The sequence below is a fragment of the Caulobacter sp. FV1ye13L genome (assembly GCF_058681155.1).
The window spans coordinates 527456-540261 of record NZ_CM178732.1; the positions used below are offsets into that span (position 1 = coordinate 527456).

11 protein-coding genes and 1 pseudogene are annotated in these 12806 nt (G+C 67.9%); 7 read left to right on the forward strand and 5 right to left on the reverse strand.

Annotated features, from left to right (window positions below; genetic code table 11):
- The first annotated feature begins 8 nt into the window (after window positions 1-8).
- The 4 genes from ACW176_RS02325 (at window position 9) to ACW176_RS02340 (ending at window position 2973) form a co-directional block, all read left to right on the forward strand.
- A complete protein-coding gene (locus ACW176_RS02325) occupies window positions 9-455 on the forward strand; it encodes an Lrp/AsnC family transcriptional regulator (RefSeq protein ID WP_492110742.1) in 447 nt (148 codons plus the stop codon).
- 102 nt (window positions 456-557) lie between these two features.
- A complete protein-coding gene (locus ACW176_RS02330; protein ID WP_419318697.1) occupies window positions 558-890 on the forward strand; it encodes an Lrp/AsnC family transcriptional regulator in 333 nt (110 codons plus the stop codon).
- A gap of 68 nt (window positions 891-958) precedes the next feature.
- A complete protein-coding gene (locus tag ACW176_RS02335) occupies window positions 959-1987 on the forward strand; it encodes an N-acetyltransferase DgcN family protein (RefSeq protein WP_492110743.1) in 1029 nt (342 codons plus the stop codon).
- The gene (locus ACW176_RS02340) at window positions 1987-2973 is read left to right on the forward strand and encodes a dipeptide epimerase (RefSeq protein WP_492110744.1); all 987 of its coding nucleotides are present in this window, start codon (window positions 1987-1989) and stop codon (window positions 2971-2973) included. Before ACW176_RS02335 ends, ACW176_RS02340 begins: the two co-directional genes overlap by 1 nt.
- Window positions 2974-3074: 101 nt before the next feature.
- Here ACW176_RS02340 and ACW176_RS02345 read toward each other — a convergent pair whose 3' ends face one another.
- Window positions 3075-3590, reverse strand: a complete 516-nt coding sequence (locus tag ACW176_RS02345) for an Lrp/AsnC family transcriptional regulator (protein WP_419318703.1) — start codon at window positions 3588-3590, stop codon at window positions 3075-3077.
- Window positions 3591-3757: 167 nt separating this feature from the next.
- Between ACW176_RS02345 and ACW176_RS02350 the strand changes: the two genes are divergently transcribed.
- On the forward strand, window positions 3758-5284 hold the full coding sequence (locus ACW176_RS02350) for an N-acyl-D-amino-acid deacylase family protein (protein ID WP_492110745.1): 1527 nt from the start codon (window positions 3758-3760) through the stop codon (window positions 5282-5284).
- On the opposite strand, the gene ACW176_RS02355 is transcribed toward ACW176_RS02350, so the two are convergent.
- Entirely contained in the window at window positions 5281-6093 is an 813-nt protein-coding gene (locus ACW176_RS02355) for a hypothetical protein (RefSeq protein WP_492110746.1), read from the reverse strand. The genes ACW176_RS02350 and ACW176_RS02355 overlap by 4 nt on opposite strands.
- Before the next feature lie 87 nt (window positions 6094-6180).
- On the opposite strand from ACW176_RS02355, the pseudogene ACW176_RS02360 reads away from it, so the two are divergent.
- Window positions 6181-7182, forward strand: a pseudogene (locus ACW176_RS02360) (AraC family transcriptional regulator); the annotation flags it as partial.
- A 58-nt stretch (window positions 7183-7240) separates the two neighbouring features.
- Here ACW176_RS02360 and ACW176_RS02365 read toward each other — a convergent pair.
- Window positions 7241-7969 carry a FadR/GntR family transcriptional regulator gene (locus ACW176_RS02365; RefSeq protein WP_492110747.1) on the reverse strand — a complete coding sequence of 243 codons (729 nt, stop codon included), beginning with the start codon at window positions 7967-7969 and terminating at the stop codon, window positions 7241-7243.
- A 474-nt stretch (window positions 7970-8443) separates the two neighbouring features.
- Between ACW176_RS02365 and dgoD the strand changes: the two genes are divergently transcribed.
- On the forward strand, window positions 8444-9628 hold the full coding sequence (dgoD, locus tag ACW176_RS02370) for a galactonate dehydratase (RefSeq protein ID WP_492110748.1): 1185 nt from the start codon (window positions 8444-8446) through the stop codon (window positions 9626-9628).
- A 145-nt stretch (window positions 9629-9773) separates the two neighbouring features.
- Here the strand turns inward: dgoD and glpK are convergent, their stop codons facing one another.
- Window positions 9774-11270 (reverse strand): glycerol kinase GlpK, encoded by a 1497-nt coding sequence (gene glpK / locus ACW176_RS02375; RefSeq protein ID WP_492110749.1) that lies wholly within the window; start codon window positions 11268-11270, stop codon window positions 9774-9776.
- Window positions 11271-11272: 2 nt separating this feature from the next.
- Window positions 11273-12778, reverse strand: a complete 1506-nt coding sequence (gene glpD / locus ACW176_RS02380) for a glycerol-3-phosphate dehydrogenase (RefSeq protein WP_492110750.1) — start codon at window positions 12776-12778, stop codon at window positions 11273-11275.
- Window positions 12779-12806: the final 28 nt, after the last annotated feature.

Genomic DNA, 12806 nt, shown 5'->3' on the forward strand with positions numbered 1-12806 from the left:
AGGGGCCGATGAAGTCGGAGGACCAGAACCTCGCCGAGGTCGACCGCAAGTTGCTGGCGATGCTGCGCGAAGACTCGCGTCAGCCGGTCACCAAGCTGGCCGCCGACCTTGGACTGACGCGGGCCAATGTCTATGCCCGGCTCAGCCGTCTGGAGCAGGATGGCGTCATCCAGGGCTACACCGTGCGCCTGGGCAGCGACTATGACCGCCGATTGATCCGCGCCCAGGTGATGATCAAGGTCCAGCTGAAACTGGCCAAGATCACGGAGGACGAACTGGCGGCCATCGCCGAGCTGTCGGCCCTGCACGCCATCAGCGGCGAGTACGACCTGATCGCCCTGATCGAGGCCGAGACGGTCACCGAGCTGAACGCCCTGATCGACCGCATCGGCGCCTTGGACGGGGTCGAACGGACGACCTCCTCGATCCTGCTGGCGACCAAGATCCTGCGCTGAGGGCGCGCCGGCGAGCGTTTCTCTCGCGACACAGCCCAAACACGGCGTTTTTCGAGGCCCCTCCCAAACTAAACTCTCCGCGAAGAGTGAGGGAGTTCAGCCTTGATCGCCGTCGAGATCGCAAGTCCGGCCTTCCTGGGCGTCGCCGCCGACCGCGGAGACGCCGCCCTGCGAGCCCATGTGATGATCCAGGTCGCGCCGCGCGACGCCGCCGACGTTGGCGCGCGGCTGGCCGAGATGAGCGAGCTGACCGCCCTGCATCAGATCACCGGCGACTATGACCTGGTGGCCGTGGTCGAGGCCGGGCGGACCGTGGACCTCGAGCGGACCGTCGACCGGATCCAGGCCTTGGCTGGGGTGCGACACGCTCTGGCTTCGGTGATCCTGCCCCGCTCACCGGCCGCCCGGCCGTTTCACCCGACCTCCGGCGACTGATCCTCCCCGCTGCGGCGGAGACAATCGGTCTCGAACCCAACTGACGACGTCTACAACGAGGTGCTGTCGTGGAACTCCCCTATCCCTGCCTGATGTTCCTCGGAGACGTGGACCGGGTCAGCGCCAAGACCGCCTCGGGCGTCGCCCACTGGCGTCCCGACGCCTGCGTCGGCCAGCTTCGCCTGCCCGGCTGCGAGGCCGATCTGGGCCTGCCCGACATGACGCCCAGGGCCGCCCACGCGGCCGGCGCCCGCTCGCTGCTGCTGGGCGTGGCCAATGCCGGCGGCTATATCCCGCCCCACTGGGAAGCCGTCCTGATCGAGGCGCTGGAGGCGGGGCTGGATCTTGTCTCGGGCCTGCACACCCGCATGGCCAGCCTGCCCAAGGTGCGCGAAACCGCCGAGCGCCTGGGCCGCCGACTGATCGAGGCGCGGGAACCGTCGCCTGAGTTCTGCGTGGTCGGAACCGGCGACAAGCGCGCCGGCCTGCGCCTGCTGACCGTCGGCACTGACTGCGCCGTGGGCAAGATGTACGCCGCCCTGGCCATCACGAAAGAACTCCAGATGCGCGGCGCCGACGCCGACTTCCGGGCCACCGGCCAGACCGGCATCTTCATCGCCGGATCCGGCGCGCCCATCGACGCCATCATCTCCGACTTCGTCGCCGGAGCCGCCGAGCAGCTGAGCCCGGCCGCCGCGCCTGACCACTGGGACGTGATCGAGGGCCAGGGCTCGCTGTTCCATCCGGCCTATGCCGGCGTGACCCTGGGCCTGCTGCACGGCAGCCAGCCCGACGCCCTGGTGCTGTGCCACGACGCCACCCGCACCGCCATCGACGGACTGGAGACCTTCCCCACCCCGTCCATGGCCGAGGCCATCGCCCTGAACCTGCGCCTGGCGGCCCTGACAAATCCGGCCGTTCGCATGGCCGGGATCTGCATCAACACCTCGCGCCTCACCCCCAAGGCGGCCGCAGACTATCTGCGCGAGACGGAGGCCGCCCTGGGCCTGCCGTGTTGCGATCCGTTGCGGACCGGCGTGGCGGCCATCGTCGATGGCCTGCTGCTCACGGCGGAAGCGCGCTCGGACGCCGCCTGATGCGCCTGACCGCGCGGGTCGAGGCGCACGCCCTGACCGAGCCCTTCGTCATCGCCCGCCACGTCTATACCGAGGCCAATGTGCTTCACGTCGAGATCGCGGCGCGCGGCGCGATCGGACGCGGCGAGGCCGCTGGGGTCGACTATCTGGGCGACACGCCACAGACCATGCTGTTGCAGGTGCAGGCCCTGGCGGTCGAGCTTGAAGCGGGCATGCTTCTGGACCGCGCGTGCATCGCCGCCCGCCTGCCGCGCGGCGGGGCGCGCAACGCTGTCGACTGCGCGCTGTGGGATCTGGAGGCCAAGCTGACCGGCGTCCCTGTGGCGGTGCGGGCCGGTCTGGCGCCGCTGCGTCCCATCGAAACCTTCGTCACCCTGGGCATGGATACGCCCGCCGCCATGGCCGCCAAGGCCGCGCGCTGGACCCCTGACTTCCCCTGCCTGAAGGTGAAGCTGGGCGACGCCGTTGATCTGGAGCGGCTGGAGGCGATCCGCGCCGCCGCGCCCCGCGCCCGCCTGATCGCAGACGCCAACCAGGGCTGGACCCTGGATCAGCTCAACGCCTATGCCCCCCGCCTTTCGGCCCTGGGGGTCGAACTGGTGGAACAGCCCCTGCCCGTCGGACAGGACGACGCCCTGCTGGACTATCGGGGCGAGGTTCCGCTCTGCGCCGACGAGTCGTTCGACGACCGCGCCGATCTCGACCGGATCGTCGGACGCTACGCCTTCTGCAACATCAAGCTGGACAAGTGCGGCGGCCTGACCGAGGCGCTGGCCTTGACCGAAGCGGCCCGCGCCCGGGGCCTTAGGCTAATGATCGGCTGCATGGAGGGCACCTCGCTGGGCATCGCGCCGGGCCTGCTGGTGGCCCAGGATTGCGAGGTTGTCGACCTGGACTGTCCGATCCAGCTGGTGACCGACATCGAGCACGGCTTCGGCTATCGCGACGCGATCCTGCGCCCCCCTGCGGCGGCCCTGTGGGGCTAGAGCGTTATTCGGCGAAGTGGGTACCGGTTCGCCGCCGAAATAACACGTCAAAACAAGAATCTAGAGCAAACGACATGATTCAATCATGGCGACCTTTTGCTCTAGTCGTCGAGGTCCTCGACCGTGGCCAGCAGCTTGGCAAGATCCAGCCCCGCCTCGCCCTTCAGCTTCTTGGTCACGGGAAAGGTCACATAGTCGAAGGGGACGGCCAAGGTGTCGAGCAACCCCTCCATGATGGTCTGATAGTGCTCGATGCCGAAGGCCGCGACGGTGATCAGATAGTCGACATCGCCCAGCACGGCCTGGCAGGAGACGATATTCGGATGCGCCGCGATGCCGGTCTCGAAGGTCTTGGCCTTGGCGTAGGAGAAGTCAGTGAGCTTGATCTGCACCACGAAGGTCGAGAGCTTGGCCAGCCGGCCCAGATCCACCTCGGCATGATAGCCGCGAATGATCTTGGCCTTTTCCAGCTTCTTCATCCGCTCCCAGCAGCGCGACGCCGACAGGCCCACCGCCTCGCCCATCGCCGCCTTGGTCACCCGCCCCTGCCTGTGCAGCAGGGCCAGGATCTTGATATCGATGCGGTCGATGTCCTTGCGCGGGTCGTTCGCGGTCATCCCGGGATCCTTGCTGATGTCGCCGCCCTGCTTAGCGCAAACCGCGCGTCGGGTAAGGTCGCGATCACAGTGGGGCCCCTGCGATCCTGCCGTCTGCGCGGCGGGAAACGGCGAAAACCCTCGCCGGAGCGCTCTATTCTGAACGCTGAACTTTGGAAGGCCGAGACATGACGCGCAACCTGCACCGCCTCTCCATCGCGCTGGGCCTGTCCCTGCTGATGACCTCCACCGCCCTGGCCTCGACCCTGATTATCGGCGCCCGCGTGGTGGACGGCACGGGCGCGCCGTCGCGAGCGGTCAGCGTTCGGGTGGACGGCGACCGCATCGTCGCCGTCGGCAAGCTGGCGCGAAAGCCGGGCGATACGGTGTTGGACGCCAAGGGTCTGGTCCTGGCGCCGGGCTTCATCGACGCCCACAGCCATCATGACCGCCAGGCCGAGCAGACCCCGGACATGACCCCGCTCACCGCCCAGGGGGTGACCACCATCGTCGTGGGCGAGGACGGCGAGTCGTCCTTTCCGCTGAAGACCTATTTCGCCGGCCTGGAAAAGGCCCCACTGGCCATCAATGTCGCCTCCTACACCGGCCACGGCTCCCTGCGCGAGCGGGCCATGGGATCGGACTACAAGCGCGCCGCGACCCCCGCCGAGATCGCGGCGATGCAGGCCGACCTGACCTCGGACCTCCAGGCCGGCTCGCTGGGCTTGTCGACGGGGCTAGAATACGACCCCGGCATCTTCTCGACCCCGGACGAGGTCATGGCGCTGGCCAAGACCGCCGCCGCCGGCCACGGCCGCTATATCAGCCACCTGCGCAGCGAGGACGTGAAGCTGGACGCGGCGATCGACGAGATCATCGCCATCGGCCGCGAGGCCAAGCTGCCCGTCCAGATCTCGCATCTGAAGATCGCCATCGTCGACCGCTGGGGCCAGGCGCCGCAGCTCCTGGCGAAACTGGACGCCGCCCGCGCCCAGGGCGTGGCCATTACCGCCGACGTCTATCCCTACGAATACTGGCAGAGCAATCTGGCGGTGCTGCTGCCGGAGCGCGACTTCAACGACCTGGCCGCCGCAAGGTTCGCCCTGACCAAGCTGACCACCCCGGCCGGCATGCGGCTGGCGGTGTTCGCGCCCGATCCGTCGCTGGTCGGCAAGACCATCGCCGACATCGCCGCCGAGCGCGGGGCCGATCCCGCCGAGACCTATCTGGCCCTGACCCGCCAGTCGGAAGCCTATCATCTGGCCCATCCCGAGGTTGACCGGGTCGACGCGGTGATCGGCACGGCCATGACCGGCTCCGACATCGACGCCTTCATCGGCTGGGACCATGCGGTGATCTGTTCGGACGGCATGACCCACGGCCTGCATCCGCGCGGCTTCGGGGCCTTCGCCCGGATCCTGCGGGTCTATGTGCGCGAGAAGCAGGCCCTGACCCTGGAACGGGCCGTCCACAAGATGACCGCCCAGACGGCCGCCCAACTGGGCATAGCCGGGCGCGGGACCATCATGCCAGGCGCTTTCGCCGACCTTGTGCTGCTGGATCCGGCGACCGTCGCCGACCGCTCCGACATCGCCCATCCCAACGCCCTGGCCACGGGGATCGCCAAGGTCTGGGTCAATGGCGTGCTGGTGTTCCAGGATGGCCAGGCCACTGACGCCCGCCCCGGCGCTGTCGTCCGCAAGGCCGCGTCCTAGCGCGGTGCGACCGCCGCCTTCACCCGCCGGCGCCAGTCGTCGAAGCGGACCTTGCCCAGCCAGAACAGCATGACCGGCAGCGGCGACAGGGCGACGACGTAGAGCAGAGCCGAGTCCCGCAAGGCCTCGGGAAACACCTGCTGCTGCCCGAGGAAGAACGACCCCGAGGCGATGAACAGCGAAAAGCACATCCGCCACAGGTGCCGCGCAATCCGCGAGACCCGGGACAGCTGCTTGCGCAGGAGCACATGCAATTCACCTGCGGCCGCGAAGGCCCCGGCAATGGTAAAGAGGAAGAAGGCCGGCGGCGGCGAGCCGTCCACTGTGCCGCTGGGGCTGGCCGCGCCCATCCGCATGAAGATCACGCCGGCGGCGGTGATGGTGAGGGCGACGACCAGCCCGATGACCTCCGGCGCGCCAGCCTTCACCTCCCGCTGTCGGGCCGCCATCGTGCCACTGATCAGAAGGTACAGCGCCAGGATGCCGGCAACGAAGTTGGGCCGCTGCCCGGTTTCAAGGAACGGCGCGACGCCCGCGCCGATGGCATAGGCCGCGAACATCGCCGCAAAGAACACCGATCCCGCCGCGCGGTGGACCCGCTGACCCTTGCGCGAGGCCAGGGCGACGACGCCGGTGACCATCCCGATCGCCCCGCCGGTGATGTGCGCCCAAAGCAGGGCGTTGGCCCCCAGATGCATCCAGGCCGGATCGCCGGGCCCGGCCTCCAGATTTTCCGCCAGGGCGATCGAAGGCAGCAGCGCGGCGGCGACGGCGAACAGGACGGGTGAGACAGGAAACCGGAGTGACATGGGCCCCTTTCTTGTCGATTGGCCCGGCGGGCGCCATGATCGAGCGTAGCGCGCGCATGATCGTTCGTAACACTAGGGGCCGCGCCGATGTCGCACCTGACCACGTCAGCAGGACTCGCCGCCGGCCTGATCGCCTTCGCTGTCCAGCGGGGCGCTGATCGCGCGGCGCTCATGGCTCGAGCCGGTCTGGGTACCGCCGACCTGGAGGACCCCGACGGCCGCCTGGCGTTCGAGGCCTATGTGGCCCTGATGCGCGCGGCCCAGGACCTCTGCGGCGATCCGGCGTTGGCGCTGCATTTCGGCGAGGCTGTCGACCTGGCGGAGATGTCGATCGTCGGGCTGATCATGAACGCCTCGGCCACCATGGGCGAAGCCTTCGCCCAGATGCAGCGCTTCGGCCGGCTGACTCTGGAGACCGAAGGACTCAGCGACGGGCCGCGCTTCGCGCTGACCGCGCGCGACGGCCAGCTGTGGATGGTCGACACGCGCGCTGATCCCAACGCTTTCCCCGAACTGACCGAAGGGGCCTTCGCCCGGCTGGTCTGCGGCCCGCGCCGCTTTCTGCCAGAGCCGCATGTGCTGGAGGTGCAGTTTACCCACCCGGCCCCGGCCTGGAGCGCCGAGTATGACCGCATTTTCCAGTGCCCGGTGACCTTCTCCAGCGGCTGGAACGCCCTGCGGCTAGACCCGCGCATCGCGACCTGGCCGGTGGCGCTTCAGCCGCGCTACGTGTTTGGCGTCCTGACCCGGTGCGCCGACGGCCTGCTGCAGGAACTCGAGGACCAGAAGACCGTCCGCGGCCGGGTCGAGGCCGTGCTGCTTCCGCTGCTGCACACTGGCGAGGTCGGCGCCGACGCCGTCGCCCGCGCCATGGGCTTCAGCCGCCAGACCCTGTTCCGCAAGCTCAAGACCGAGGACGCCACCTACGAACAGGTGCTTGACGCCCTGCGCCACCGCATGGCGCTGCGCTACCTCACCGGCGCCAGAGCCTCGGTCAACGAGACCGCCTACCTCGTCGGCTTCTCCGAACCTGCCGCCTTCTCCCGCGCCTTCAAACGCTGGACCGGCAGGAGCCCTCGCGAGGCCCAGCTGGCGGGTATGACCGCCCCCGGCGATCTCCGGCCCTCCGTGTCGGCTGGACCCCAATTTAGGGCTGTTCCGCTATCGCCTCTTTGATGAGGTCCATGACGTCGGCGATGAGTTCTCGCATGGTCTCGGCCGCGGTGGCGGCATCGTGCGCCATGATCGCGTCCATTACAGCCTTGTGCGCCGGCAGGCTCGCGCTGCGTCCCCGGTAGCGATTGGTGAACTGGATGGAGGTCTGCAAAGCCGTGGCCACGACGTCGCGGAACTGAGCGTAGAATGGATTTCCAGAGGCTTCCAGAATCGCGATGTGGAAGGCGATGTCAGAACTGAGCGGATTGTCGAAGCCAGCTTCGGCCGCCTCCATCCGGGCGTATCCGAGCTTAATCAAATCCCGGCCCGAGGGACTGGCAGCCTGAGCCGCCAGCGCGGCGGCGCCGGGCTCGATGCTCAGTCGCAGCTCGGTGAACTGGCGCAGCAGGCTCAGTGAGAACTTCCGCTCCAGCAACCAGCGGAGCACGTCAGTGTCGAACCAGTTCCAGGCCGATGGCGGGGTGATGATGGTGCCTTGCCGGGGACGTGCGGTCAGCAGGCCCTTGGCGGCCAGCATCTTGACCGCCTCGCGCGTTACGGAACGGCTGACGGCGTGTTCCTTGGAAAGCTCGGCCTCGATCGGGAACGGCCGGCCGTCATAGGCTCCCGTGACGATCATGCGCCCCAACACGTCCAGAAGACCGAAGGTCAGGTTGCGCCCTAACGCCGAGCGGGATTCCAGCGGGTCGTTAGCTTTCATGGAATCACTGCTGTCAAATTTGGCTGGAGCTCGCAACAGATAGTTGCCCTGCGCCAAGAGCTTGACCAGTCAAGAATTCGCAGCGGCGACCATGCGCAGCCCCGCCAGGACGCAGCCCTCGCCGCTCAAGGTCACGATCGGCAGGTCGCGATCTTTAAGACAAGCGAGACTGGGGGCCTCGAGCACACCGGTGCGCGAACCCGCCATGCCGCAAAGCGCCCCGCCGCTCGAACGGTTGGAGTTCGGCGATCGCCGCCAAGCAAGCCGATATCGCTTTCATTCGCGGCGACCCAGGCTACGCTTCCTCCTGGCAATGCGTCCATATTTAAAGATTAATATGATAAACAGTTTGACGATCAAGCGATGCTCGACATAGCTAGGCTAATGTAACCCGGCGAACGCTGGGCGCTGCTTTATTGGGAGCCATTCGATGCGGTCTTGCTCGCGCTGCGCCAGATACTCGGCGGATCGTCGATGACGGCTGAACGATTCGGAGAGCTCAGTGTCGGCGCGGGGCCGACCAGGATCGCGCGGATCGAGACGTTCATCGTGCCGCCGCGCTGGCTGTTCGTCCGGGTCGAGACCCAGGACGGCGCCGTAGGCTGGGGGGAGGCGAGCCTCGAGGGGCACGCCGAAGCCGTGGACGGCGCCTTCGCTTCGCTGCGCGAGCGCTTCATCGGCGCCGATGCCGACAATATCGAGGACATCTGGCAAGTGGCCTATCGCGGCGGCTTCTACCGTGGCGGACCGGTGCTGATGTCGGCTCTATCAGGCCTGGATCAGGCGCTGTGGGACCTCAAGGGGCGACGCCTGGGCGTGCCGGTCTGGCAACTGCTTGGCGGTCGCGTTCGCGACCGGGTTCCGGTCTATGCCTGGATCGGCGGCGATCGTCCCGACGAGGTCGTCGAGGCGGCCCAGGCCCGACTGGCCCAAGGCTTCAAGGCCGTAAAGATGAACGCCACCGGCGAGATGGGGTGGCTCGACAGCGCGCAAGCGTTCGATGACGCGCTGGAGCGCGTGGCCGCAGTCAAGGCGCAGGGCCTTGATGTGGCGGTGGACTTCCACGGCCGCCTGCACAAGCCGATGGCCAAGCAACTGATCGCGGCGCTAGAGCCGCTGCGGCCGCTGTTCATCGAGGAGCCGTTGCTCTCGGAGAATGTCGAGGCCATCGTCCAGCTGTCGCGCCTGACCAGCCTGCCGATCGCCCTTGGGGAACGGCTCTACAGCCGCTGGGATTTCAAGCCCTTCCTGGAAACGGCGGCCGTGGACGTGATCCAGCCTGACCTGAGCCACGCGGGTGGCCTTTCCGAGTGCAAGCGTATCGCCGCCATGGCCGAGGCCTATGACGTGGGCGTGGCGCCCCACTGCCCGCTGGGGCCGATGGCCTTGGCGGCCTGCATGCAGCTGGCCCTGACCACGCCCAACTTCGTGATCCAGGAGATGTCCCTGGGCATCCACTACAACGTCGGACACGACCTGCTCAGCTACATGCGCAACCCCGAGGTGTTCGAGGTGCGCGACGGCATGGTCGCCGCTCTGCAAGGCCCGGGCCTTGGCGTCGAGATCGACGAAGACATGGTGCGCGAAGCGGCCAAGGACGCGCCGTCGTGGCGCAACCCGATCTGGCGGGGCCAAGACGGCAGCTTCCGCGAGTGGTGACTGCGGGCAGACGGTTCACGATTGCGGAGTCGTTGTTACCGGCGACTTGAGCGGCGTCGGCCTGGCTTCGGATGACGCCCGGTTCGTCAATGGCGTCGCTCTGGACGTCGACGACGGTCGTCTGGACAAGCCATAGCCCAGGCCTCTAGGGCTGGGGTTCGGTCAGCGAGATGACGGCGGCAACGGCGCGGCGCCAGCCCTGGATCCGGGCCGTGCCGGCGGCCTTGTCCATCCGGCGCGAGAAGGTGCGGTCCAGTCGCCAGAAATCGTCGCTCGCCAGCGCGTCATCAGACCCATGTCGGGCCAGCCAAGCCGCGCCAAGGGCGGTCGCCTCACGGACTTGCGGCCGATCGATCGTCTTGTCGAGGATGTCGGCGAGGTACTGCAGCATCCAGTCCGAGGCGCTCATGCCGCCGTCGACGCGCAGCCGGATCGACCACGCCGCATGGGTATCCTCGGCGACCATGGCCGCGATCAGGTCTCGGGTCTGAAAGCACACGCTCTCCAGCGCAGCGCGGACCAGGTCGTTGGGACCAGTGGCGCGGGTCAGGCCGAAGATCGCGCCGCGCGCGTCCGGCCGCCAGTCGGGTGCAGCCAGGCCGACGAAGGCCGGCACCATGTAGAGCCCTGGATCGGCAGCGGCCTGGCTGGCCATCGCGTCGGCGTTCTCGGCCTTGGCGAGCACGCCCAGCCCGTCGCGCAGCCACTGCAGCGCGGCCCCCGCAATGAAGATCGACCCCTCCAGCGCATAGGTTCGCTGGCCATCCAGCTGGTAGGCGATGGTCGTCAGCAAGCGATGGCGCGACACCACCGGACGCTGGCCGGTGTTGAGCAGGACAAAGCATCCCGTGCCGTAGGTCGCCTTGACCATGCCCGGCGAGAAGCAGGCCTGTCCCACCAGCGCGGCTTGTTGATCGCCCGCCACACCTCGGATCGGGATCGCGGCGCCCAGCAAGTTGGGCAGGGTTTCGCCAAAGTCGCCGGCGCTGTCGCGAACCTCAGGCAGGAGCGTGGCCGGGACGTGGAAAAGCGCCAGCAAGGTCTCGTCCCAGACGCCCGTATGGATGTTCAGGAGCTGGGTGCGCGAGGCGTTGGTGGCGTCGGTGGCGTGCACCGCCCCGCCCGTCAGCCGCCAGAGCAGAAAGCTATCGACCGTGCCGCAGGCCAGTTCGCCGGCCTCGGCGCGCGCGCGCGCGCCGGGCACGTTGTCGAGGATCCAGGCAATCTTTGTCGCCGAGAAATAGGGATCAATCAGAAGGCCCGACCGCCTGGCGATCTCCGGCTCGCGCCCGTCGGCGCGCAGGCGCTCGCAGAGGTCGGCTGTGCGGCGGTCCTGCCAGACAATGGCGTTGTGGATCGGCAAGCCGGTGGCCCGGTCCCAGATCACCACGGTCTCGCGCTGGTTGGTCAGGCCGATGGCCAAGACCGCATCCGGCGCTGTTCCGGTCTTGGCCAGCACCTCGCGCATGACCTCCAGCACCGAAGACCAGAGATCCTCCGGATCATGCTCGACCCATCCCGAGCCCGGGAAATGCTGGGGAAACTCGCGCTGCGCCGTGGCGATGATCTCGAGCCGAGGCGAGAACAGGATGGCGCGCGACGAGGTGGTGCCCTGATCGATGACGAGAATAGGCTTGGTCATGGTCAGAGGTTGCTGGCGGTCCGCATGAACAGTTCGAGCACGGCCGTCTGATCGGCGTCGAGGCGAAGTCCCAGCTTGCTCCTGCGCCAAAGCACGTCCTCGGCCCTGCGAGCCCACTCGACGGCGATCAGGTAGCGCACTTCGCGCTCGTAGAGATCGGCCCCGAAATGCTGGCCGAGGTCCGCCAGGCTGGTGGCCTCGCCGAGCATATCGGGGATCCGCGAGCCATAGGCCTTGGCCATGCGACGGAGCGTAGGCGGCTTCAGGAAGGGATAGGGCGTGACGAGACCGGCGATGAAGGCGTCCAGGTCCTGGCCCGACAGGTCGCCGCCCGGCAGGGGTGACGCGCGGGTCCAGGCCGGACCCAGGTCGACGCCCATGTGGGGCCCGATCTCATTCAGAACCGCCTCGCCCAGCCGGCGATAGGTTGTGATCTTGCCGCCAAACACGCTGAGGCCTGGCGCGGCGCCCTTGGGAGCGTCGAGGCTCAGCACATAATCGCGAGTGGCTTCCTGGGCATCGGAGGCGCCGTCGTCCAGCAAGGGGCGGACGCCGGCATAGCGCCAGACGACGTCGGCGGGCTGGATCGGAGCCTTGAAATACTCGCTGGCCGCCGCGCAAAGGTAGGCGACCTCCTCGTCGGTGGCGGTGACGTCCTTGGGATCGCCGTGATGGTCCGCGTCGGTGGTGCCGATCAGGGTGAAGTCTTGCTCGTAGGGGATGGCAAAGATGATCCGGCCGTCGCCGTTCTGGAAGATGTAGGCCCTGTCGTGGTCGAACAGCTTGCGCGTGACGATGTGACTGCCTCGCACCAGCCGCACGCCGGCCGGCGCCGTCAGGCCCGAAAGTCCGACCAGCCGCTCGACCCAGGGGCCGGCGGCGTTGACGAGGGCGCGAGCGCTGACGGTGATTGTTTCGCCGGCCGCCGTCGTCGCCGTGACGCGCCAATGATCCGCCAAGCGATCGACCGCGATGACCCGCGCGCCCGTATGGATCGTCGCGCCGCGCTCGGCGGCGTCCAGTGCGTTGAGGGCGACGAGGCGGGCGTCATCGACCCAGCAGTCGGAGTATTCGAAGGCATGGGTGAAGCGCGGATCCAGCGGCGCGCCGGCCGGATCGCGTCGCAGGTCAAGGCTGCGGGTCGCGGGCAGCCGCTTGCGGCCACCCAGATGGTCATACAGGAAGAGGCCCACGCGCAGCATCCAGCGGGGCCGCAGGCCCTTGTGATGCGGCAGGATAAACCGCAGCGGCTGGATGAGGTGGGGGGCTATTGCCCACAACACCTCGCGCTCCATCAGCGACTCTCTGACCAGCCGGAACTTGTATTGCTCAAGATAGCGCAGCCCGCCGTGGATCAACTTGGTCGAGGCCGACGAGGTCGCGCCAGCCAGGTCGCCCTGCTCGAACAGCACCACTGCGGCGCCGCGCCCGGCCGCGTCTCGGGCCACGCCACAGCCGTTGACGCCGCCGCCGATGACCACGAGGTCATGAAGGATATCCGTGGTCATCGTCTCACTATCTTCCGAGAGGCTTACT